At 69.9% G+C, this 22,148-nt stretch carries 22 protein-coding genes and 4 pseudogenes; 15 read left to right on the forward strand and 11 right to left on the reverse strand.

Annotation, left to right across the window (positions count from 1 at the left end; genetic code table 11):
- Nucleotides 1-76 precede the first annotated feature (76 nt).
- Nucleotides 77-226 (forward strand): annotated as a pseudogene (locus tag ACZ5VD_RS35275) (LacI family DNA-binding transcriptional regulator); the annotation flags it as partial.
- 1 nt (nt 227) lies between these two features.
- A pseudogene (locus ACZ5VD_RS35280) lies at nt 228-937 on the forward strand (glucoamylase family protein); the annotation flags it as partial.
- 165 nt (nt 938-1,102) lie between these two features.
- Here the strand turns inward: ACZ5VD_RS35280 and ACZ5VD_RS35285 are convergent.
- Nucleotides 1,103-1,389 (reverse strand): annotated as a pseudogene (locus ACZ5VD_RS35285) (transposase).
- A 25-nt stretch (nt 1,390-1,414) separates the two neighbouring features.
- On the opposite strand from ACZ5VD_RS35285, the gene ACZ5VD_RS35290 reads away from it, so the two are divergent.
- The 3 genes and pseudogenes from ACZ5VD_RS35290 to ACZ5VD_RS35300 all read left to right on the forward strand — a co-directional run bounded on the left by ACZ5VD_RS35290 (nt 1,415) and on the right by ACZ5VD_RS35300 (nt 3,548).
- Complete coding sequence (locus ACZ5VD_RS35290; protein ID WP_468684604.1) at nt 1,415-2,638, forward strand: RNA-guided endonuclease InsQ/TnpB family protein; 1,224 nt, start codon at nt 1,415-1,417, stop codon at nt 2,636-2,638.
- Nucleotides 2,607-2,888 (forward strand): annotated as a pseudogene (locus ACZ5VD_RS35295) (glucoamylase family protein); the annotation flags it as partial. The gene ACZ5VD_RS35290 and the pseudogene ACZ5VD_RS35295, both read left to right, overlap by 32 nt.
- Nucleotides 2,889-3,098: 210 nt before the next feature.
- A complete protein-coding gene (locus ACZ5VD_RS35300; protein WP_468684606.1) occupies nt 3,099-3,548 on the forward strand; it encodes a DoxX family protein in 450 nt (149 codons plus the stop codon).
- A gap of 55 nt (nt 3,549-3,603) precedes the next feature.
- On the opposite strand, the gene ACZ5VD_RS35305 is transcribed toward ACZ5VD_RS35300, so the two are convergent.
- Nucleotides 3,604-4,629, reverse strand: a complete 1,026-nt coding sequence (locus ACZ5VD_RS35305; protein ID WP_468684607.1) for a hypothetical protein — start codon at nt 4,627-4,629, stop codon at nt 3,604-3,606.
- A gap of 232 nt (nt 4,630-4,861) precedes the next feature.
- On the opposite strand from ACZ5VD_RS35305, the gene ACZ5VD_RS35310 reads away from it, so the two are divergent.
- A complete protein-coding gene (locus ACZ5VD_RS35310) occupies nt 4,862-5,347 on the forward strand; it encodes a nucleotide disphospho-sugar-binding domain-containing protein (RefSeq protein ID WP_468684608.1) in 486 nt (161 codons plus the stop codon).
- 27 nt (nt 5,348-5,374) lie between these two features.
- Here the strand turns inward: ACZ5VD_RS35310 and ACZ5VD_RS35315 are convergent, their stop codons facing one another.
- Entirely contained in the window at nt 5,375-6,202 is an 828-nt protein-coding gene (locus ACZ5VD_RS35315) for a DUF1963 domain-containing protein (protein ID WP_468684610.1), read from the reverse strand.
- A 243-nt stretch (nt 6,203-6,445) separates the two neighbouring features.
- Here ACZ5VD_RS35315 and ACZ5VD_RS35320 point away from each other — a divergent pair, with 243 nt between their 5' ends.
- Together ACZ5VD_RS35320 and ACZ5VD_RS35325 are read left to right on the forward strand one after the other, a co-directional pair.
- Nucleotides 6,446-7,945 (forward strand): MFS transporter, encoded by a 1,500-nt coding sequence (locus ACZ5VD_RS35320; RefSeq protein ID WP_468684612.1) that lies wholly within the window; start codon nt 6,446-6,448, stop codon nt 7,943-7,945.
- A gap of 5 nt (nt 7,946-7,950) precedes the next feature.
- The gene (locus ACZ5VD_RS35325) at nt 7,951-8,586 is read left to right on the forward strand and encodes a TetR/AcrR family transcriptional regulator (protein WP_468554669.1); all 636 of its coding nucleotides are present in this window, start codon (nt 7,951-7,953) and stop codon (nt 8,584-8,586) included.
- Between the two features lie 45 nt (nt 8,587-8,631).
- Here ACZ5VD_RS35325 and ACZ5VD_RS35330 read toward each other — a convergent pair whose 3' ends face one another.
- Nucleotides 8,632-8,997, reverse strand: a complete 366-nt coding sequence (locus ACZ5VD_RS35330) for a nuclear transport factor 2 family protein (RefSeq protein ID WP_468554668.1) — start codon at nt 8,995-8,997, stop codon at nt 8,632-8,634.
- Between the two features lie 286 nt (nt 8,998-9,283).
- Here ACZ5VD_RS35330 and ACZ5VD_RS35335 point away from each other — a divergent pair, with 286 nt between their 5' ends.
- Nucleotides 9,284-10,480, forward strand: a complete 1,197-nt coding sequence (locus ACZ5VD_RS35335; protein ID WP_468684613.1) for a glycoside hydrolase family 64 protein — start codon at nt 9,284-9,286, stop codon at nt 10,478-10,480.
- Nucleotides 10,481-10,600: 120 nt separating this feature from the next.
- Here the strand turns inward: ACZ5VD_RS35335 and ACZ5VD_RS35340 are convergent, their stop codons facing one another.
- Nucleotides 10,601-11,512 carry an RNA polymerase sigma-70 factor gene (locus ACZ5VD_RS35340; protein ID WP_468684614.1) on the reverse strand — a complete coding sequence of 304 codons (912 nt, stop codon included), beginning with the start codon at nt 11,510-11,512 and terminating at the stop codon, nt 10,601-10,603.
- Nucleotides 11,513-11,773: 261 nt separating this feature from the next.
- Here ACZ5VD_RS35340 and ACZ5VD_RS35345 point away from each other — a divergent pair, with 261 nt between their 5' ends.
- Entirely contained in the window at nt 11,774-12,157 is a 384-nt protein-coding gene (locus ACZ5VD_RS35345; RefSeq protein WP_468554665.1) for a DoxX family protein, read from the forward strand.
- Nucleotides 12,158-12,241: 84 nt separating this feature from the next.
- Here ACZ5VD_RS35345 and ACZ5VD_RS35350 read toward each other — a convergent pair whose 3' ends face one another.
- From ACZ5VD_RS35350 to ACZ5VD_RS35365, 4 genes are read right to left on the reverse strand one after another with little or no spacing between them, the layout of a single operon-like run.
- A complete protein-coding gene (locus ACZ5VD_RS35350) occupies nt 12,242-12,982 on the reverse strand; it encodes a hypothetical protein (RefSeq protein ID WP_468554664.1) in 741 nt (246 codons plus the stop codon).
- The gene (locus ACZ5VD_RS35355; protein WP_468684616.1) at nt 12,969-13,514 is read right to left on the reverse strand and encodes an RNA polymerase sigma factor; all 546 of its coding nucleotides are present in this window, start codon (nt 13,512-13,514) and stop codon (nt 12,969-12,971) included. Before ACZ5VD_RS35355 ends, ACZ5VD_RS35350 begins: the two co-directional genes overlap by 14 nt.
- A 54-nt stretch (nt 13,515-13,568) precedes the next feature.
- Entirely contained in the window at nt 13,569-13,817 is a 249-nt protein-coding gene (locus ACZ5VD_RS35360; protein WP_468684617.1) for a hypothetical protein, read from the reverse strand.
- Entirely contained in the window at nt 13,804-14,502 is a 699-nt protein-coding gene (locus ACZ5VD_RS35365; RefSeq protein ID WP_468554662.1) for an alpha/beta fold hydrolase, read from the reverse strand. Before ACZ5VD_RS35365 ends, ACZ5VD_RS35360 begins: the two co-directional genes overlap by 14 nt.
- 139 nt (nt 14,503-14,641) lie before the next feature.
- Here ACZ5VD_RS35365 and ACZ5VD_RS35370 point away from each other — a divergent pair, with 139 nt between their 5' ends.
- Complete coding sequence (locus ACZ5VD_RS35370) at nt 14,642-14,863, forward strand: hypothetical protein (RefSeq protein ID WP_468554661.1); 222 nt, start codon at nt 14,642-14,644, stop codon at nt 14,861-14,863.
- Nucleotides 14,864-14,932: 69 nt separating this feature from the next.
- Here ACZ5VD_RS35370 and ACZ5VD_RS35375 read toward each other — a convergent pair whose 3' ends face one another.
- Complete coding sequence (locus ACZ5VD_RS35375) at nt 14,933-15,229, reverse strand: hypothetical protein (protein WP_468554660.1); 297 nt, start codon at nt 15,227-15,229, stop codon at nt 14,933-14,935.
- Nucleotides 15,230-15,360: 131 nt separating this feature from the next.
- The gene (locus tag ACZ5VD_RS35380; RefSeq protein WP_468554659.1) at nt 15,361-16,362 is read right to left on the reverse strand and encodes a LacI family DNA-binding transcriptional regulator; all 1,002 of its coding nucleotides are present in this window, start codon (nt 16,360-16,362) and stop codon (nt 15,361-15,363) included.
- Nucleotides 16,363-16,725: 363 nt separating this feature from the next.
- Here ACZ5VD_RS35380 and ACZ5VD_RS35385 point away from each other — a divergent pair, with 363 nt between their 5' ends.
- From ACZ5VD_RS35385 to ACZ5VD_RS35400, 4 genes are all read left to right on the forward strand, one after another.
- The gene (locus tag ACZ5VD_RS35385; RefSeq protein WP_468554658.1) at nt 16,726-17,652 is read left to right on the forward strand and encodes a carbohydrate ABC transporter permease; all 927 of its coding nucleotides are present in this window, start codon (nt 16,726-16,728) and stop codon (nt 17,650-17,652) included.
- A 4-nt stretch (nt 17,653-17,656) separates the two neighbouring features.
- Entirely contained in the window at nt 17,657-18,580 is a 924-nt protein-coding gene (locus ACZ5VD_RS35390) for a carbohydrate ABC transporter permease (RefSeq protein WP_468554657.1), read from the forward strand.
- A gap of 101 nt (nt 18,581-18,681) precedes the next feature.
- Nucleotides 18,682-20,019, forward strand: a complete 1,338-nt coding sequence (locus ACZ5VD_RS35395) for an ABC transporter substrate-binding protein (protein WP_468684618.1) — start codon at nt 18,682-18,684, stop codon at nt 20,017-20,019.
- A gap of 80 nt (nt 20,020-20,099) precedes the next feature.
- Entirely contained in the window at nt 20,100-22,145 is a 2,046-nt protein-coding gene (locus ACZ5VD_RS35400; RefSeq protein WP_468684620.1) for a beta-galactosidase, read from the forward strand.
- Nucleotides 22,146-22,148 lie beyond the last annotated feature (3 nt).

Genomic DNA, 22,148 nt, shown 5'->3' on the forward strand with positions numbered 1-22,148 from the left:
ATCAGTGGAGACGACGGACCATCGGAGACGGTGGACCAGTAGAGACGGGGGCCCGACCCATGAACGGCGCCACATCGTGAACACGATCCCCACGGTGTACGACGTGGCGGAGCGTTCGGGAGTGTCCATCGCCACGGTGTCCCGGGCGTACCGCAGCCCCGACTCCGTGCGCGAGGCCACCCGGGAGCGGGTACTCGAGGCGGCGAACGAACTGGGATACCTGCCAGTCCACCGTGGCCGCCGCGGGCCTCGGTGTCATCACAGCCGACACCATGCGCCACCGGCTCACCCGCGCGGTCGCCGCCATGGAACGGCTGGAACGCGCCCACGGCGTCTGGTTCAACTGGTACGACGCGCACGACGGTTCAGTGCTGACGAGCTGGCCGGAGACGGGCGACCCCGTACGTCCGTTCCTGTCCACCGTCGACAACGCCTGGCTGGTGACCGTTCTGCGCATCGCCGCGCACGCAGACCCCTTGCTGCGCCCCCGCGTCGGCGCGCTCCTCGCCGACGCCGACTGGTCGTACTACTGCACCCCCTACGACCCGGCGGACCCCGTCGCCGGGCCCGGACAGCTGAGCGGCGGCTTCTAGCCGGACAAGCCCGGCAGGGGCGAACCCACCGCCCACCACTACGCCGCCCTCAACACCGATCCCCGCATGGCCAGTTACCTCGGCATCGCGGACGGTTCACTGCCCGCCGAGTACTACTGGCACCTGATGCGCACCCTGCTGCCCGGCATGGGCCAGGAACAGGAACCACGGGGCGAGTACGTCACGATCGACGGCGTGCGCGTCTGGCAGGGCCACTACACCTACCGAGGCCGCCCTCTCGTGCCCACCTGGGGCGGCTCCATGTTCGAAGCCCTGATGGTCCCCCTGTTCGTCCCCGAACCCGAGTGTCCCCACACTCCTGGGTCACCACCCACCGGTGCTACCGGGATTCATTCGCAGTGCATCGGGCTTCAGCCCGGTGGTGAAGCGAATCTGATGGTTGCGACGCGGAGCGTCGCCGCGTCTGGTCCGGCGGAGCCGGACACGCATGTTCACTCCCCGCGGCGCGGAGCGTCGTGATCGCTGGTCCCGGCGGAGCCGGGCTGTGCTCACAGCGGCCGGTTCTGCTGCTCGATGTACTGCCTGACCACGGTGAGCGGGGCGCCGCCGACGGTGCCGGCGAAGCAGGAGCCCGACCACAGCTTATTGGCCCGCCAGTAGTGCCGTACCAGGTCGGGGAATTCTCCCCCAGCCTTCGGCCGGGAGGTGCCCCCAGGCGCAGTCGGCGTGAGGAGACGCCCTTGAGGGAGTTGACCAACTTGGTCACGAAGACCAAGTGCACATGCATCACGAAAGCACAGTGCCGACCAGTTCTGATCTTCTGCATCTCACTCATCACCCAAGTACGTAGCGTGACGGTCATGCAGCTCAGGTACGCCTTCCGCCTGTACCCGGACTCCGGCCAGCAGAGGGCGTTGGCGAGCGCGTTCGGGTGTGCCCGCGTCGTGTTCAACGACGCGGTGCGTGCCCGTGAGGACGCCCGCAAGGCCCAGCAGCCGTTCCCGAAGACCGGCGAGCTGTCCACCCGCCTGATCACCCAGGCGAAGCAGACTGCGGAGCGGTCCTGGCTGGGCGAGGTCTCCGCGGTCGTTCTCCAGCAGTCCCTGCGCGACGCCGAGACCGCGTACCGCAACTTCTTCGCCTCCCTCAAGGGCACCCGCAAGGGGCCAAGGACCGGTGCGCCGCGGTTCAAGTCCCGCAAGGACACCCGGCAGTCGATCCGGTTCACCGCGAACGCCCGCTGGAAGATCACCGACAGTGGACGGCTGAGCCTGCCGAAGATCGGGGCGGTGAAGGTGAAATGGTCCCGCACGTTGCCCGCCACCCCCACCTCGGTCACCGTCATCAAGGACAGCGCGGGCAGATTCTTCGCCTCGTTCGTCATCGACACCGACCCCGCCACCGATACGGCCCGGATGCCCGAGTCCGACGAGAGCATCGGCATCGACCTCGGCCTGACGCACTTCGCTGTTCTGTCCACCGGCCAGAAGATCGACTCCCCGCGGTTTCTGCGCCGCGCGGAGAAGAAGCTGAAGAAGGCCCAGCGGGAACTGTCCCGCAAGCAGAAAGGTTCGAAGAACCGCGAAAAGGCCCGACTCAAGGTTGCTCGCGCCCACGTCAAGGTCACCGATGCCCGCCACGAGTTCCACCACCAGCTCTCCACCAAGCTGATCTCCGAGAACCAAGGGATCGCCGTGGAGGACCTGTCGGTGACGGGACTGGCACGCACCAGGCTGGCCAAGTCCGTGCACGACGCCGGCTGGGCCTCATTCGTGAACATGCTGGAGTACAAAGCACAACGGTACGGACGGACTCTGATCAAGACCGGCCGGTTCGAGCCGACGAGTCAGGTCTGCTCCACCTGCGGCGTCAAGGACGGGCCCAAACCCCTTGATGTCCGGGAGTGGACGTGTGCCGCCTGCGGCGCAGTCCACGACCGGGACATCAATGCCGCGATCAACGTGAAGACGGCCGCCGGACTGGCGGAATCGGCCTGCGGAGCGCCGGTAAGACCAGAACTCGTTCTGGCACAGCGCGCAGAAACAGGAAGCCACGGATTCCCGACCGAACCCCGCGCCGCGTAGCGGCACAGCAACGATCGAGAAGGCCAGAATCCTCGCCCCTTCAGGGCGAGGAGCAAGTCAAGGCTTCCGCGACTCCGTCGACGTCACCACCGGCCGCGTCAGCGACCACGTCCTCGCCCTGGACCAGGGCATGATCACCGCGGCCCTGGCCCAGCATCTGCGCCCCGGCCTGCTCCAGGCACCGTTCCGTACGGCGGGCTTCCGCGGCCGGGTACGCCCACTGCTGGCGCGGGAGCGGTTCTCCCTGTAGTCGGGGTAGTAGGGGTAGTCCGGCGCCGGCACCGCACCGGGCAGCGCGAAGGGTGCCACGTCCGGCGGGAGGCAGACCGGCAGTTCACGGACACCTCGGGGTTTCTTTGAACCCGGCGTGCCGCGCGCACGTAGGGACAACTGGGACCCGCGATCCGCACCTTGTGACCGGGATTCCCCGATTCCCGCTGACACCTTTCGAGGAGTACCGATGACCACTCCGCGCCTCGGCGACTGGCTGACGACGCGCCAGCCCCTCGTGCTGGGCCTGTTCCGTATGGTCCTGGGCCTGTTGTTCACCACCGAGGGTGCTGCCACGGTCTTCGGGGTGCTGGAGCGGAAGGCCACTCCGGCAGGTGACTGGCCCTTCTGGTACGCCGGGGTGATCGAGCTGGTGTGCGGCGCCCTGGTGCTTCTCGGGATCGCGACCCGCGGTGCGGCGTTCGTCTGCTCGGGCATCATGGCGTTCGCGTACTTCACCGAACACCAGCAGGACGGCCTCTTCCCGTTGCAGAACGGCGGTCTGGCCCCGGTGCTCTTCTGCTGGGGCTTCCTGCTCCTGGTGTTCTCCGGCCCGGGCGCCCTCTCCCTGGCGGGCCTGGTCGGCCGCGAGAGGGGAACGCGCCGAGCCGCCGGCCGGATGACCGAACAGTCCCGCTGATCGTGGGCGCCGACCACGCACGTCCGTCGTCGGGGAAGGCGCCCGCACCGAGCGGCTAGTCGCTGTTGTTGATGCTCCAGGCCCAGAGTTTGCCCTTGGCGATGCGGGCGAGGAGCGTGTTGAAGTCGGCCTTGACGGCCTGCGGGGTCTTCTCCGGCGGGAACAGGGGCACCATGGGCTGCCGCGCGAGCGGCATGTCCTGGGCGAGACGCGCCTTGTAGGCGTTGTACACGGACGCGATGTCCTGACGGATGGTCTCGCCCTCTTTGTTGCCCAGGATCGGCATACCGCGCATGCGGTTGTCGTTCGTCGCGGCGATCGACGCCACGTCCATGAGGAAGCAGTCGATGAGGTCCGTGACGTCCTGTTCCCGGGCGTCGTCCCTCTTGTTGTGCACGTCCCGCAGCAGCAGGTCCGCCATCTCCAGGGTGACGTCACGGTAGACGTTGTACCGCGGGCTTCCCGGGATGACGCCGAGCACATGGTCGGCCTGCTTGGCGGAGTCGGAGTTCATCGATGCGAACCCGTCGGCACTGGCCTTCCCTTCGAGGCCCGGCACCGGGAAGGGCATGCCGCGGAAGGACTCCTCCTCCTCTGCCATGTGGGGTTTGGCGTTGGCCATCGGATGGATACCGAACTCATGGCACAGCATGCCCACGATGTAGCCGATGTCGTAGTTCTCCAGGTAGTAGGACGCCAGGGTGACGAAGACGCCCGCGTCCCCCTTGTCGATCACGTCCGCGGGCGTCTCCGTCGTCCGCTTCTCAAGCGTGATCTGACAGGTCCGGCCGCTGAGGAAGGACTCGATCGCGGTGTTGGCGGTCAGCAGTTCCAGGATCCGGGTGGCCTTCCCCTGCGATTCCGGGAACTTGAGGGCCACATTGGTGAACGTGATGTTCCCGTGCGACAGCTTGTTGCGCTGAACCGCCGTCCGCTGCACGGGCGGAGCGGCTGAGGCCGACCGTGTGGCCCCCGGGCGGCCTGCCTCGCTGAGCATCTGCACGACTCCGGCGTTGCCCGCCTTCGCCTGGAGGGAGAGCAGTTCGTGCGGGGACTTGGCGTTGGGCGCGGGGGTGCTCACCGGGGCAGGCCGCGTTGCGGCATCCTGCGGGCGGGCTCTGTCTCGGGCGTACACGTTCCCACTTCCTGGCCTGGACCTGCGATTCTCCTTATGTACACGCCGGTCCGGCGTCCCCACGAGGTGCTCCGGGGCAGAGACCCGAGGCCGGAGACCCGCCCCCGCTGCCCGTTCGGGCACGCGAGGCCGTGGCCGCGTCGCCCCGCCGGTGTACGCGGGCTTCGGCAGCGTGCCCATGCCCGGGTCGACGGATGTCGCCCAGGTGGCCATCGCCGCGGTCCGAGCGCGGGGCCGCCGCGTGGTCGTGGCCCGCGGCTGGGCCGACCTGGCGCTGGTCGACGACCGGGACGGCTGCTTCGTGGTCGGCGAGGTCGACCAGCAGGCGCTGTTCGCCCGGGTGGCCGCCGTCGTGCACCACGGTGGCGCGTGCACCACGACGACGGCCACCCGGGCCGGCGCCCCTCAGGTGGGGTGGTGCCCCAGGGGGTGGACCAGCCGTACTGGTCTCGGCCGGGTGGCCGACCTGGGCGCCGGTGCGGCATTCGGCGGTCCGACTCCGACCTTCGCGTCCCTGTCGGCCGCACTCAGGACGGCCCCGACCCCGGAGACTCGCGCCCGGGCCAGGACCGTGGCCGGCATGATCCGCACCGACGGCGCGACGGTGGACGCGAAGCTGCTGCTCGGCATGGCCGCCGGAGAGCGGCCGTCAGCGTGCGCGTGAACCACGCCGGCGGAGACGGGTGTGCCGTCAGGGGTTCCAGAAGGCTGTGGCGAACGTACGGTCGAAGCGTCGTGCGGCCAGGTCCTCGCGCTGGATCACCCAGTGGACGGTGGAGCCCTCCAGTCCCTCGATGTGGGGATCCCAGTCGGCGAGGAGCACCCAGGCCTCGACGTCTTGCGACACCGCGGCGCCCCCGCCCCAGTCGCCTGCTTCCGCCGCGTTCACCGCGTCCCGCACGGCGACTGCGACCGGGTCGAGATGGACGGCCTCCTCCGAGGCGTATCCGCCGATCTGGAGAGGCCCCCCGGTGGCGATGTCGAGGCGGGTGCGTTCCCACAGCCCGGACAGTTCCCTGGCGTGGGGATGTCCGGGGAGCGGCGCGCTGTGGAGGGGGCCGGGGGCCTCGACCGCGTGGTGGTAGGGGAGTGAGAAGTTGGCCGTCGCCCGCAGCTGCCCTCGGGGATAGGCGTCGACGATCTCCTGGCACTCGTCGATCTCGCACCAGAACCCGGAACTCGTGTCCCGTTCCTCGACGGCCTCACCGGCGGGGACGTACACCACGTGCCCGACGTTGCAGGGCTCGCCGTCGTTGTCCGGGTAGGCGAACAGCAGCAGGTGGCCGTCGGGCGGCAGGGGGAGGCCGGTGGCGTCCTCGGGCAGGGCCGCGAGGTCGAGGGAGGCGATGTGGGGGAAGGCCGGGTCCGGGGCGTCGGCGGGCAGCATCAGGGGACCGCCGAACCGGCCCACGAGCGGCCCGTCGCCCTCAGGCGCCAGCGTCGCGCAGGGACGGGCCAGGTCCAGCCACCGCTCGACGTCGTCGGCGGGAACGCCCTGCCCAATTGCCTTGTCCCGCAAGGGACTTAACCTGTGACGCATCTCAGGAGTCATGCGGGAACCGTAGTGCCCGGCTCTGACACCCGGCTTCCGAGGCCGCCGGAAGCCGCTGCCCCCTTCACCACCGGCGACCTTCGCGAAGGGGAGGTGAATAACCATTCACCCGAGAGTGGGGAAGGTCGATTAAATGCGATTCCTCGGTTACGATGAATGACTATTCACCTCGTCGTTCCCCACGTCGTCCGCCGCCTCGGGAGAGTGCCCATGCCGGATCCGCTGCCGGGGGTGCCTGCCGCGGCCGTCGAGACCGTGTCCCGGGAGGGACTGCGGGCCCGCCTCACGGTCCCGGTCCTCGCGTTCGGCGGCATTCTGATGGCGGTGATGCAGACCGCCGTCGTACCGCTGCTTCCCGACCTGCCGCGCCTGACCGGTTCCTCCGCGGGCGCCGTGTCGTGGACGGTCACGGCGACTCTCCTCGCGGGCGCGGTGCTCACCCCGGTGCTGGGACGCGCGGGGGACATGTACGGCAAGAAGCGGGTCCTGCTCCTCGCCCTCGCGCTGATGACGTCCGGCTCGGTGCTGTGTGCGCTGACCTCGGACATCCGGGTGCTCATCGCGGCCCGCGCGCTCCAGGGCGCCGCCGCGGCCGTGGTGCCCCTGTCCATCAGCATCCTCCGCGACGAACTGCCGCCCGAGCGCACCACCTCCGCCGTGGCCCTGATGAGTTCCACGGTCGGCATCGGCGCGGCCCTGGGCCTGCCGCTCGCGGCGCTCATCGTCCAGTACGCCGACTGGCACACCATGTTCTGGGTGACGGGTGCGCTGGGGGCGACGGGACTGGCGCTCGCCTGGTGGGCGGTCCGCGAGTCGCCGGTACGGCACCCGGGCCGGTTCGACACACCCGGTGCGTTCGGTCTGGCCACCGTGCTGGTCTGTCTGCTCCTGGCGGTCTCCCAGGGCGGGCAGTGGGGCTGGACCAGCGCGCCGATCATCGCGCTCTTCGCGGGCTTCGCGATCGGCCTGGCCCTGTGGTGGTGGCAGCAGCTGCGAGCCGAACGGCCCCTGGTCGACCTCCGGCTGGCCGCCCGGCCCCGCGTCGCGCTCGCGCATCTGACCGCGCTGCTGGTCGGATTCTCCTTCTACGCCAACTCCCTGGTCACCGCCCAGCTCGTGCAGGCCCCCACGTCCACCGGCTACGGCCTGGGCCTGTCGATCGTCGGCGCGGGACTGTGCCTGCTGCCCAGCGGCGTGATCATGCTGTGCCTCTCCCCGGTCTCCGCCCGCATCTCGACGGCCCGCGGTCCCCGCATCACGCTGGCCCTCGGAGCGGTCGTCATCGCCTTCGGGTACGCCCTGCGGATCCTGGACAGCCGCGACCTGTGGGTGATCGTCCTGGGCGGAGCCATCGTGTCGGCCGGCACCACCCTCGCCTACTCGGCCCTGCCCACACTGATCCTGAACGCCGTGCCCGCCGGGCAGACCGGTTCCGCGAGCGGTGTCAACGTTCTGATGCGGACCATCGGCCAGGCCGTGTGCAGTGCCGCCGTGGCCGCCATCCTGGTCCACCACATCAGCCCGGCCGGGGGAGTGGACCTCCCCACCCTGCACGGCTATCTGCTGGCCTTCACCATGGCCGGCACGGTCGCCCTGGCCGGATGCGCGATGGCCCTGGCCATCCCTGGGGACGGCGAGCGGAAGCAGACCGGGCGACCGTCCCGGCGGCGCGGCGGACGGACCGCGGACCAGGTACTGGAGGGAACATGAGAGCCATGAGGCCACCCAAGCCCTCCGCCACCGGGCCGGACTCCGCGCTCACGCCCCCGGGTCCGGTGACCGCGACGGCCACGGACACCGGCCCGAGCCGTCGGGACGCCGAGGCCACCAGGACGGCGATCCTCCGCGCGGCCCGCTACCTCCTCGCCCGGCACGCCCACGCGGACATCACGCTCAAGGCCGTGGCCGAACGCGCCGGTGTCAGCCCGCCCCTGATCATGAAGTACTTCGGCAACAAGGACACCCTCTTCGCGCAGGTGATGTCCTTCGAGGAGGACGCCGCCGCACTGCTGGACGCACCGCTGGAAGACCTCGGGCGCCACATGGTCCGCCACGTCCTGGTCAGCCAGACCGAGAAGGGCGCCGACCCCCTGCTGCGGATCGTCTTCGCCCCGCTGCACGGCAACCAGGGAGACACCCTCCGCACCAACTTCCGTACCCAGGTGAGCGACCGGCTGGCCCTGCGCCTCGACGGCCCCGACGCCGGCCTGCGCGCCGAACTCGCGGTGAGCATGCTGCTCGGCCTCGGCGTCATGTACGGCATCGCGCGGGGCGGCGAACTGCGTGCCGCGCCGCTCGACGTCGTCGTCGAGCGGTACGCACCCGCGGTGCAGGCGGCCCTCATGCCGTGAGGACCGCCTCGCGGACCGGTGAACCCCGCGCTGCCGCGGGCGACTTCAGCGGTAGTCGTTCTCCTTGAGTTCGGTCACCCAGGCGCGGCGCTCGCAGATCTTCCCCGCACGCATGCGGAAGACCTCGGCCATCGACATGCGCATCACCTCGCCCGTGTCGCGCCGCACCGATCCGGTGAGTTCCGCCATGATCACATCCCCCTCCTCGACCATGCGCACGACCTCCAGCCGCGGGGGCGGGACGAAGCCCGGGCCCTCGATGGCGGCGCCGTACGCCTCCTTCCCGGTGAGGTGGAACCCGCCGAAGACGGTCCACTCGATGTCGTCGGTCAGACAGCCGAGGATCTGCGCGTGGTCGTTCTTGCGAAAGCCGTCCAGGTAGGTCTCGACGGTCTCCCTGTTTCGGGACATGGTTCCTGCTCTCCTCCGGGCGATGTCGGTCACGGTGTCGGGACGATCCTGTCGGACACCGCGCCGGCGTCCCTCTTCCGGCGCACCGGCACGGCCGGTTCGGGCGGCACCGCAACGCCGCCGTCGCCTTCGTGCCGACATCCGGCAACGACCCATGTTGGTCTAGACCTTGACGTGTCCTGCTCATCGGGAGGACTCTGAGAGCGCTCTCAGGCGGGCGAGGGACCCACCCCCGTCCGTCGCCATTCAACTCCGGTGGAGAAGCCCACCCGGCAGGAGGACGAGCATGCTTGCCCTACGGAAGGCGCTGGTGGCCCTGGCCGCCGCAGCGGCCGTCGCCGCGGGACTCACGGCCGCGGGCCCCGCATCCGACGCAGAAGCGGCGGTGCCCACGACCATCCCGCTCGAATTCAAGAACAACTCCGGGCGCAGCGACCAGATCTACCTCTACAACATCGGAACCCTGCTCTCGACCGGCCAGCAGGGCTGGGCCGACGCGAACGGCACATTCCACGCCTGGCCCGCCGGCGGCAACCCGCCGACCCCCGCCCCCGACGCGTCGATCGCCGGACCGGCCAACGGCCAGACCAAGACGATCCGGATGCCGAAGTTCTCCGGCCGGGTCTACTTCTCCTACGGCCAGAAACTCGTCTTCAAGGTGACCACCGGCGGCCTCGTCCAGCCCGCGGTGCAGAACCCGTCCGACCCGAACGTGAACATCCTCTTCAACTGGACCGAGTACACCCTGGGCGACGCCGGACTGTGGATCAACAGCACCCAGGTGGACATGTTCTCGGCCCCGTACGCCGTCGGCGTCAAGAACACCGCCGGCACCGTCAAGACCACCGGTCACCTCAAGCCCGGCGGCTACACCGGCTTCTTCAACGCCCTGAAGGGCCAGCCCGGCGGCTGGGCCAACCTCATCAGGACCCGGTCCGACGGCACGATCCTGCGTGCCCTCGCACCCGGCCACGGCATCGAGTCCGGCGCCCTGCCGAGCACGGTCATGAACGACTACGTCAACCGCGTATGGACCAAGTACGCCACCTCCACGCTGACGGTGACACCGTTCGCGGACCAGCCGGCCACCAAGTACTACGGCAGGGTCTCCGGCAACGTCATGAACTTCACCAACAGCTCCGGCGCCGTCGTCACCACCTTCCAGAAGCCCGACTCCGACAGCATCTTCGGCTGCTACAAACTCCTGGACGCCCCGAACGACCTGGTACGCGGCCCGATCTCCCGCACCCTGTGCGCCGGCTACAACCGCTCCACCCTCCTGACCAACTCCAGCCAGCCCGACACGAGTTCCGCGGGCTTCTACCAGGACGCGGTGACCAACCACTACGCCCGGAAGATCCACGCCCAGATGGCCGACGGCAAGGCCTACGGCTTCGCCTTCGACGACGTCGGCAACCACGAGTCGCTCGTCAACGACGGCAACCCGCAGACGGCGTACATCACGCTCGACCCGTTCAGCTGAGCGACACGGAACAGGACGAGAGGCCAGCCAAGTCGGCCCGGGCGGGCGGCGATCGGGAGACCGAGCCGCCGGCCCGGGCCGACCCGACCGCCCCACGGAGGCGGACGGAACGCACGTTCCTCAGCGGCTCACCGCGGTCTCCCGCCCCACCCGCGCCAGCTTCTCGGGATTGCTCACGACATAGAGCCCGGTGACGAGACCGTCGTCCATCCGCAGCGCCACGACGCTGTGGAGCTCCCCGCTGACCCGCATGACCAGCGCCGGGGCGCCGTTGACCTGTACCGCCTCGAACGACGCCTTGGCGCCGACCGCTGCCGCACCGGCACGCAGCAGGCGGGCCACCTTGTCGGCCCCCACGACGGGCCGCGGCACGGCCGCTCTGATGCCACCGCCGTCGCTCAGGACGACGACGTCCGGCGCGAGGACATCGACCAGGCCCCGCAAGTCACCCGTCTCGACGGCCTGTTGGAAGGCGGCGAGCGCGGCACGGGTCTCGGCCGGTGAAGTGGCCCCGCGAGGTCGGCGCGCGGCGACGTGGTCCCGTGCCCGGTGGGCGATCTGGCGGACGGCGGCGGGATTCCTGTCGACGGCCTCCGCGATCTCCTCGTAGCCGAAGGCGAAGACCTCGCGCAGCACGAACACCGCCCGCTCGGTCGGGGCAAGGGTCTCCAGGACCAGTAGCAGCGCCATCGAGACGCTGTCGGCGAACTCGACGTCCTCGGCCACGTCGGGCGCGGTGAGCAGCGGCTCGGGCAGCCAGGGGCCGACGTAGGACTCCCTGCGCCGGCGGAGCGTACGCATCCGGGTGAGCGCCTGGCGGGTGGTGATCCGCACCAGGTAGGCGCGCCGGTCCCGCACCGTGTCGAGATCGACGACCCGCCACCGCAGCCAGGTCTCCTGGACGACGTCCTCCGCGTCGGGCGCCGAGCCGAGCATCTCGTAGGCAACGGTGAAGAGCAGGTTGCGGTGGTCGAGGAACGCGTCCGTCGCGGGGTCCCCGCGGCCGTCCCGTCCGTGTGCGTGGTCCCCCATGGAGCAGCTCCTGTCCCGTCGCCCTGAACTGCGTGGCCCCACCGGACGCCGGGCCATCACGGGGTGGTTACCCGGGCGGCGCCGAGAAGCATCCGCACAGGATCGCACCACCGGCGCAGACGGCCGCCACCGACCTGTGGCGCACGTCACGCACGTGCACTGTCACGCGGAGCGGGCCGTCGGCGCCTTGTGTGCGACGACCTGTCGCGACAGAGGTCGACAGGAACAGAAGCCGTTCCACGACGCTACGAGGAGCAACTAATGAACACCGCCCTGTGGATCATCGCCGGACTCATGGCCACCGTCTTCCTGGTCGCCGGCGCCAACAAGCTGCTCATCTCCCGGGAGAAGTTGGCCAAGGCACCCGGTGGGGGATGGGTGTCCGACTTCGGCGCCGGCTTCCTCAAGGCCCTGGGAACGGTAGAGGTCCTGGGAGCCGTCGGCCTGGTCCTGCCCGCCCTGCTCGGCATCGTGCCGGTCCTGGTGCCGCTGGCCGCCCTCGGCCTGGCGTTGGTCATGGCGGGCGCCGCGACCGTGACCTTCCGCCGTCGAGAGGTCCTGCACGCACTGCTGAACCTGACCTACCTCGCCCTGCTCGCCTTCGTGGCGTGGGGCCGTCTCGGCCCCGAGTCCTTCACCGGCTGACGACCGGTAGCCGATCGACCGGCCGGCCACCGGCACCACCGCCGGGCCGGACACACCGGCTTCCGGACGACGGGGCCGCCCTCTCTACGGCCAGTGGATGGGTGTGCCGGCCTTGTGGTCCGTGAGCCAGATGGTCCGTTCCGGTTCGTCGTAGTAGCTGATCTCGGCGCAGCGGCCCTCCGGTTCCCTGTCGGCGGTCTGGAAATGGCCGCTGGACCAGCCGGTGAGGCGGTGTTTGGCGAGGAGCGTGCCGATCACCTGCCTGAACTCGGGATAGGGGACGCACGTACGGTCGGCGAAGTGTGCCTTGAGGTCGGTGCGGAACAGCGCGAGGTGCAGTTGCTCACGGGTCGGTCCGGTGTAGGGGTCCGCGCGGTGGCGTCCGCACTCTCCCCGGCCACCGGGGTAGACGGCGACCGAGCCCTGCCGCGAGCTGTCGACACAGGCGGTGAGCGTGTCGGGCGCCTTCGCGCCGAACAGCTCCTGCCACCGCTGCCGGCACTTGCGCACCGGCTCCTCGGACGTGGGGTCGAAGCCGACGACGGCATCGGACCCGTCGGACGCGACGCAGGCCAGCCCCGTCGAATCGAGGGTGTGGCCCTTGCCGTCACCGGCCACCCACGCATAGGTCCCCGCGGTCGCGCCGGCCACCGTCACCGCCACCACCGGCGTCAGGACGAGGAGCCGCCTGCGCCGCTGGCGGGTACGTCGGCGCACCCGCGCCAGGATCCGCACGGCGACCGCCGAGTGCGGGTCCGTGGTCGGGTCGTCGTGTGCCGGATCGCTGTTCCGCAGCATCCGGTCCATCTCGTCATCGCTCAGCATGGTTCTTCTCCCTGGTGGGGTCCTGGTGGCCGGTTGCCGGGGCGAGGTGTTCCCGCAGGCGTTGTCTGGCCCGGTGCAGCCGGGTGTCGACGGCGCCGACGGAGATGCCCAGCACCGTCGCGATGTCCTGCCGGGACAGGTCGTCCCAGTAGGCCAGGCGCAGCAGTTCCCGGTCGGTGGCCGACGCCTGTGCCAGAGCCGCCGTCACGTCGTCGCCACCCCCGGGGGGCTCGTGGGGGTCCACGCGCGGTGGGTCGCCGCGTTCGGCCACCCGGAGCAGCAGTCGGGCCCAACGGCGTTGACTGCGCGCCTGGTTGGCCAGCACCCGGCGGGCGATGCCCAGCAGCCACAGCACCGCCTCCTCCTCGGCCGCGGGCAGGTGCCGCCGTCGACGCCAGGCGACCCCGTACACCTCGGCCACCACGTCGGGCGCTGCCGACTCGCTGGTCCGGCGCAGGCAGTACGCCATCACTCGGCGATACGTCTGCCGGAACAGCTGTTCCAACTCGTCACTGCGGTCGTCCGCGTTCATGCCCAGCAATGTCCACCACCCCGCGATGCCTTACACCGGACTGCGTGCGTATGTTCAAAGGTGGAGCGGGGCCATCTCGTCGCGGGGGAACAGGCGGGGACGCACCCGCCTCGGCAGCCGCTCCTTCAGGACGGTCGCGTGGACGGCGGCACGGGCGGTGGCGGGATGGCTCGCCGGCCGGATCCCGCGGCGGAGGACGCGGAAGGGGACCACGGCCGTGGCGGCGACGAGGCTGCCGGCGGCGCTGTCGGCGCACCGCCGGCCTATGTCCGCGGAGACGGAACCGTGCTCACGCCGCGGCAAGGCCGAGGAGGATCCGCGCCAGTTCGCGCGGCTGGGAGAACATCGGCCAGTGGCCGGTGTCCATCTCGATCAGCTGCCAGCGCTCACTGGTCAGCAGCTCGGCAACGTCGTCGCCGGGTTCGGGGTCGCCGAGCGTGCACTTGACGTACGTCGCCGGGAGATCGCCGAGCGGCCTTCCCAGGACGGCGGGTTCGGTCAGCGTGGCGCCCGGGTGCGGTGTCGAACCGTCCACGATCCGTGCGATCTGCTCATCGGTGAGACCGTGGCCCTCGAAGTGGGCCGCAGGCGCGACCGGCCAGAATCCTCTGTTCTCGGCGATCGATTCCCGCATCATCGCCCCGCCGTCCGGCCAGGCGGAGACGAATGGTTCACCGTCGGCGGGAACGTCGGCGTCGAGGAAGACCACACGGGCCAGCCGGTCGCCGATCCGCCCGGCGGCCTGCCCGCACGGGATGCCCGCATAGCTGTGACCCACCAGGACGACGTCACGCAGACCTTGCCGCTCGACCACGTCGACGATGTCCTGGACGTGGGTCTGCTGTCCGGCCGGCACGCCCTGCTTCTCAGCGAGACCGGACAGTGTGGGGGTGTGGACGCGATGGCCGGACGTGGCCAGATGGGGCACGACGTCGTCCCAAGCCCATGAGCCGAGCCGCGCACCCGCGACCAGTACGAAGTTCGCCATCCCCGCACCGTAGCGGAGCGCCCCGGCCACCTCTCCGGAAAAATGCCCGCTCGGACGTGATGCGGAGCGGCGCTGGCCGGTGCGGGTGAGCGGACGGGCCCCGGCAAGCCGGTGCGAGAGGCGCTATTACAGTGCCGCCATGGAGATCAAGTGCACGCAGTGCCAGAGTGCCGGTCTTGAGCCCGGTTTCGTCGAGGACAGTGGTGAGAATTCGAACGGCTACTCCCGCTGGATAGCCGGGCCTCTGGAACGGGGGATCTTCGGGGGAGCCAAGCGCCGGGGGCGTCCCCGGTACCAGATCGACGCCTTTCGGTGCCCGGCCTGCGGCCACCTGGAACTCTTCGCCCCGCACGAGGTCTGAGGGCCGACACCGCTGCCGTTCGTCACCACTCGGTGTCGAGGAGGCGCCCCAGACGCCTGATCTCCGCGATCAGCCGGGGAACGTCGCGGCGGGCGGAGGCGATGAAGTGGGCGTTCTCGTCCCGGCGTTAGTCCGCGACATCGACGTGGCGTGGCTGTTGGACGAGGGCGGTGGCCACGAGTCCCGGTGGTCGAAGTCCGGCAGGCGTTCACCGGCCCCGGTGTCGGGGACCGTGCTGACGGCGACGCGACTCATCGCGAAGTCGTCGTCGAGCCGGCGCACGTGCCAGAGCCCAGCGGTGGCGGCACCGGCGACTTCCTCGATCCCGGCGAGTTCCTCGTCGGTGAGCGGATCGGACGTGTCCATCCGGCTCGGGGCTCCTTGGGGCCCGGTGCTCCTCGCGGTCAGCGCTCCGGCCGCGTTCGGAGCGGGCTCAAGTGCGGGCAGGAGTGGCGAGTTCGTCCGGGAGCAGGGTCGCCGCATCTGGGCCCACGATCTCAGAGCCCCGCCCCGCCCTCGGGCGGCGGCGCCGTGCTCGACCGTTCCACCAGGCGGGTCGGCACGAGCGTGGTGCCCCGTTGGGGTCCGCCCTGGCGCATCTTGCGCAGGACCGCTTCCACACAGAGGCGTCCCACCTCGGCGAAGTCCTGGTGGAGGGTGGTGAGCGGGGGGAGGAAGGAGCTCGCTTCGGGGATGTCGTCGAAGCCTATGACGCTCACGTCCTCGGGCACCCGGCGCCCGCGCTCGTGCAGGGCGCGCAGCAGCCCCAGGGCCATCTGGTCATTGGCCGCGAAGACGGCGGTGCACTCGTCCTGGGCGGCGAGTTCGAGGCCGACGTGGTAGCCGGACTCCGCCGACCAGTCGCCGCGTACGAGGGGCGGCGCGGGGCGGCCGGCCTCGGCGAGGGCCGCGCGCCAGGCGTCCGTGCGGCGCTGGGCGGCGAACGAGCCCTCCGGGCCGCCCAGATGCCATACGGTCCGGTGTCCGAGGTCGAGAAGGTGGTGCACGGCGGTCCGCGTGCCGCTGCTCTGGTCGGTGTCGACGACCGTATACCGGTCGCCGGCGTCGGAGTCGACGACCACGACCTGGACGTACGGCGGGAGCGTGACGGTCACCGCGTCCAGCAGGTGGACCTCCATGATGACGATCACCGCGTCGACCGCGAGTTCCTCCAGCCGTGAGAAGGCGCCCCGTACCTCGTCCTGGGTCGGCATGGCGACCGGCAGCAGTGTCACCGCGTAGCCCTCGGCCGCCGCGGAGGTCGCGATCGCCTCCAGGGTGCGCATGTTTCCCGTGGTGGACAGGGTGAAGGTGATGACGCCGATGGTGCGGAACTCGCCGCTCTTGAGTGCGCGGGCCGCGCTGTTGGGCCGGTAGCCGAGTTCCTTCATGGCGGCGAGGACCTGGCGGCGGGTTTCCTCGTTCACCCCGGCGTAGCCGTTGGACACCCGGGACACCGTCTGTGACGACACGCCGGCCAGCTGGGCCACGTCCGCCATGGAGGCGCTGGCCCGACCGCGGCGACGGGTGCTTTTCGGACCGTGATCCGACACGCCCACCGCACCGGCCACCGGTTCCGGGGCCGGAGTGGGATTGTTCGTCGGTGTTCTCCCAGCCGCGTCCACGCGTCGTCCGCCACCTTTCCACTGCTGCTCACGCCAGGGTTTACGCGGAGGGCCCTTGACCCCCGTCAACGGGGCAGTGTAGACATGCCGCCATCGGATGTTTACGTAAACATAACAGCTCCGTGTTTTTGCGGAATGGCTGATGGTTGCGCAAACATCGACGAGGTGGTGCGGACCGTGCGTCGGACGTCAGGCCATGCACCACCGGTTCCGGAACGTGGACGAGCGAGGAACGACATGACGACGCTGCAACCGCCGGCCGCCGCCGAGCCGCGGCCGGCACCGCCTCCGACGAACAGGGACCGCCGATCCTGGACGGGATGGGGTTTCATCGGTCCCTTCGTGGCGGTGTTCGCTCTGGTCTTCCTGGCTCCGATCGTGTACTCGATCTACCTGAGCCTCTTCCGGGACCAGCTGATCGGCGGCAACCAGTTCGTCGGGCTGGACAACTACACGCGGGCCTTCCAGGACGACGCGTTCTGGTCGGCCGTCGGCCGGGTCGGACTCTTCCTGGTGATCCAGGTACCGATCATGCTGGGCATCGCCCTGCTGGTGGCGCTGGCACTGGACAGCGGCCGGCTCTACGGCAAGAGCTTCTTCCGGATCGCGATCTTCCTGCCGTACGCCGTGCCCGCCGTGGTCGCCACCCTGATGTGGGGCTTCATGTACGGCACCAAGTACGGCCTGGTGGGCGACATCAACTCCGCGTTCGGTGTCACCCTGCCCGACCTGCTCTCCCCCGACTGGGTGCTCGCCTCCATCGGCAACATCGTGACCTGGGAGTTCGTCGGCTACAACATGCTGATCTTCTACTCGGCGCTGCGGGTCATCCCGACCTCGCTGTACGAGGCGGCGGAGATCGACGGCGCCGGCCAGTGGCGGATCATCAGCTCGATCAAGCTGCCCGCGATCCGGGGCGCGCTCGTCATCGCGACGATCTTCTCGATCATCGGCAGCTTCCAGCTCTTCAACGAGCCGAGCATCCTGCGGCCGCTGGCGCTGAACGCCATCACCACGGACTACACGCCGAACTTCTACACGTACTCGCTGTCCTTCAACGGCCAGCAGCACAACTACTCCGCGACGGTGGCCATCATCATGGGCGTCATCACGATGATCGTCGCCTACGCCGTCCAGCTGCGCGGCATGCGCAAGGGAGCGTGACCCGATGAGCACCTCTGTCACCGCCTCCCCCGCGAAGAACACCGCCCCGAGGCTACGAACCCCCCGCAAGAAGCACAGCCCGGGCAAGCCCAAGCGCAATGTGCTGCTGACGGTGCTGATGGCCCTGATGGTCGTCTACACCGTGGTGCCGCTGATCTGGCTGGTCATCAACGCCACGAAGACCCAGTCGGGCCTGGCCGACTCCAACGGCCTGTGGTTCGCCCACGACTTCGCCCTGTGGGACAACATCCGGACCACCTTCACCTACCACGACGGCATCTTCGGCCGCTGGCTGCTGAACACCCTGCTGTACGTGGTGCTCGGTGCGGGCGGCGCGACACTGCTGGCCGTGCTGGGCGGGTACGCGCTGGCGAAGTTCCAGTTCCCCGGCAAGCGCGCGATCTTCGCCGTGGTGATCGGTGCGGTCGCCGTGCCGGCCACGGCGCTGGCCGTGCCGACCTTCCTGATGTTCAGCAAGATGGGGCTGACCGACACCCCCTGGGCGGTGATCATCCCCTCGCTCGTGTCGCCGTTCGGCCTCTATCTGATGTGGGTGTTCGCCGCGGAGGCGATCCCGACCGAGCTGCTGGAGGCGGCCCGGATGGACGGGGCGAGCGAGGTGCGGACCTTCTTCCAGGTCGCGCTGCCGCTGCTGGCCCCCGGGATCGTGACCGTGCTGCTGTTCACCACGGTCGCCACCTGGAACAACTACTTCCTCCCGCTGATCATGCTCAAGGACCCGAACTGGTACCCGTTGACACTGGGTCTGAGCGCCTGGAGCTCCCAGGCACAGACCATCGGTGGCGACGTGATCTTCAACCTGGTGATCACGGGGTCCCTGCTCACGATCATTCCCCTGATCGCCGCCTTCCTGTTCCTCCAGAAGTACTGGCAGTCCGGCCTCGCCGCCGGAAGTGTCAAGGAGTGACACGGGCCGCGCCCCCAAGCCCCACATTTGAGCACCACCCGCACCACCCGCACCACCCCCACCCTCACCTGTCCCACCCACGAAGAAGTGGAAGCACCTCGATGCGCAGAAAGACCAGCCGCCTCCTGCGCGGCATCGCCCTCCTCTCCACCCTCGCCCTGGGAGCCACCGCCTGCGGTGGCTCGGACGACGGCTCCGACACCAAGGCGGTCTCCGCCGGGGACATCCAGGCAGCCCTGAAGAAGGGCGGCACGGTCAATGTCTGGGCCTGGGAGCCCACGCTGAAGACGGTCGCCGCCGACTTCCAGAAGAAGTACCCCAAGGTCAAGATCAACCTGGTCAGCGAGCGGTCGGGCGACAAGCACTACACCGCCCTGTCGAACGCCATCTCGGCCGGCAAGGGCGTCCCCGACGTCGCCCAGGTCGAGTACTTCGCGCTGGGTCAGTACTCCCTCACCAAGGGCCTGACCGACCTGGCCCCCTACGGCGCCGACAAGCTCGCCTCCAAGTACACCCCGGGCCCGTGGAACGCCGTCAGCGACGGCGACAAGGTCTACGGCCTGCCGATGGACTCCGGCCCGATGGCGCTGTTCTACAACAAGAAGGTCTTCGACAAGTACAAGATCGCCGTCCCGACCACCTGGGACGAGTACCTCGTCGCGGCCCGCAAGCTGCACAAGGCCGACCCCAAGGCCTACATCGCCAACGACACCGGTGACGCGGGTCTCACCACCTCCCTGCTGTGGCAGGCCGGTTCGCGTCCCTACAAGGTCGACGGCACCAACGTGAAGATCGACTTCGCCGACGCGGGCGCCAAGAAGTTCGAGGCCGTCTGGCAGAAGCTGATCGACGAGAAGCTCCTCGCCCCGGTCACCGGCTGGACCGACGACTGGTACAAGGGCCTGGGCGACGGCACCATCGCCACCCTGGCCACCGGCGCCTGGATGCCCGCCAACTTCACCACCGGTGTGCCGAACGCCTCCGGTCAGTGGCGCGCGGCCGCGCTGCCGGCCTGGACCAAGGGCGACAAGGCGAGCGCGGAGAACGGCGGCAGCTCGCTGGCGCTGCCCGAGCTCGGCAAGAACAAGGAACTCGCCTACGCCTTCGTCGAGTACGCCAACGCCGGTGACGGCGTGGCGACCCGCGTGAAGGAGGGCGCCTTCCCGGCGACCAACGCGGAACTGCAGGACTCCACGTTCCTCGGCAAGGAGTTCGAGTACTTCGACGGCCAGAAGGCCAACGAGATCTTCGCCCAGTCCGCCGCGAACGTCGCCGACGACTGGTCCTACCTGCCCTACCAGCCGTACGCCAACTCGATCTTCAACGACACGGTCGGCCAGGCCTACGTCTCCGGCACCACGCTGGCTGACGGCCTGAAGGCATGGCAGACCGCCTCGATCAAGTACGGCGAGGAGCAGGGCTTCACCGTCGAGAAGTAGCAGTCGGCAAGCAGCACAACGCCGGGCGGCGCGGCACCCGGGCCGCGCCGCCCCCGTGCACCACCTTCGGAAGGACCGCCATGATCTCCACCCTCCTGTCCCGGCTGCGGAGCGGGGCGGACGGTGACCCCGCCCCCCGCCTCGGCTACGGAGCCGACTACAACCCGGAGCAGTGGCCCCGGGACGTGTGGGAGGAGGACGTCCGGCTGATGCGCGAGGCAGGCGTCAACGTCGTCTCCGTGGGGATCTTCTCGTGGGCCCGCATCCAGCCCGCCGAGGACCAGTGGGACTTCGCCTGGCTCGACGAGATCATGGACCTGCTCGGCGCCGGCGGCATAGGCGTCGACCTGGCCACCGCCACCGCCTCCCCGCCGCCGTGGCTCAGCACGGCCCACCCGGAGATCCTGCCGGTCACGGCGAACGGGGAGACGGTGTGGCCGGGCGCCCGCCAGCACTGGCGGCCCACCTCGCCCGTGTTCCGTGAGCACGCCCTGCGCCTGGTCCGGAAGATGGCGAACCGGTACAAGGACCACCCCGCACTGGTCGCCTGGCACGTCTCCAACGAGCTGGGCTGCCACAACGTCTACGACTTCTCCGACGACGCGGCCCGCGCCTTCCGTAACTGGCTGCGTACCCGCTACGGCACGCTGGAGGCTCTCAACCACGCCTGGGGGACGGCGTTCTGGTCGCAGCGCTACAGCGCCTGGGAGCAGATCCTGCCGCCCCGGCTCGCCGCCTCGCACCCCAACCCCACCCAGCAGCTGGACTTCAAGCGTTTCTCCTCGGACGCGCTGAAGGACCACCTGCGGGCCGAGCGGGACATCCTGCGCGAGATCACCCCCGACGTGCCCGTCACCACCAACTTCATGGTGATGAAGGGCGCCAAGGGCATGAACTACCCGGAGTGGGCGGAGGAGATCGACTTCGTCTCGAACGACCACTACCTCCATCCAGGCTCTCAGGACCGCGACGAACTGTCCTTCTCCGCGAACCTCACCAGCGGCATCGCGGGCGGCCGGCCGTGGTTCCTGATGGAGCACTCCACCAGCGCCGTCAACTGGCAGCCGGTCAACGTGGCCAAGCGGCCCGGCGACCTGGCCCGCGACTCGCTGCTCCACGTCGCCCACGGCGCCGACGCGGTCTGCTTCTTCCAGTGGCGCCAGTCGGCGGCCGGCGCCGAGAAGTACCACTCGGCGATGGTCCCGCACGCCGGCGAGGACAGTGAGCTCTTCCGCGCGGTGGCCGGTCTCGGCGCCGCCCTGAAGACCCTCGCCCCGGTCGCCGGATCCGAGCGTGAGCCGGCCCGCGTGGGCATCGTCTACGACTGGGACTCGTGGTGGGCCGGCGAGCAGGACTCGCATCCCACCTCGCTCCTCGACTACCGACAGGAGGCGCTCGACTGGTACTCGGCGCTCCTCGCCCTCGGTGTCCGCGCCGACCTCGTCACCACCCGCGCCGACCTGAGCCGGCACCAGGTGCTGATCGCCCCCGTGCTGCATGTGATGCCCGCCCACCTCGCCAAGGACCTCACGCGGTACGCCGAGCAGGGCGGCCACCTGATCACCACGTACTTCTCGGCGGTCGTCGACGAGAACGACCACGTCTGGCTCGGCGGCTACCCCGGCGCCCTGCGGGACCTGCTCGGCCTGCGCGTCGAGGAGTTCGGCCCGCTGCTCGAGGGGGAGTCCGTCACCCTGGACGACGCGACGACCGGCACCCTGTGGACCGACCGGATCACCGTCACCGACCCCGAGACACAGGTCCTGGCCCACTACCGCACCGGCCCCCAGGCCGGCCGGCCCGCGGTCACCCGGCGGCCGACGGGCAGCGGCTCGGCCGCCTACGTCTCCACCCGCCTCGGCGTCGGGGGGCTCACCGCGCTGCTGCCGCGCCTGCTCGGGCCGGCCGGTGTGGAGAGCGAACTGCCCGCCGAGGTGCACGGCCTGGTCGAACTGACCGTCCGCCGAGGCACCGACAACCGGTTCCTGTTCCTCGTCAACCGCACCGACGACACGGTGCCGGTGCCCGGTCTCGGGGGAGAGGTGCTGCACGGCACCGCCCTCGCCGACGGCGTGCTCACCCTCGGCCCCCGAGAGGTCGCCGTACTCCGGCAGCCGGCCCACTGACCC

Source organism: Streptomyces sp. NPDC032822 (genome assembly GCF_055578825.1).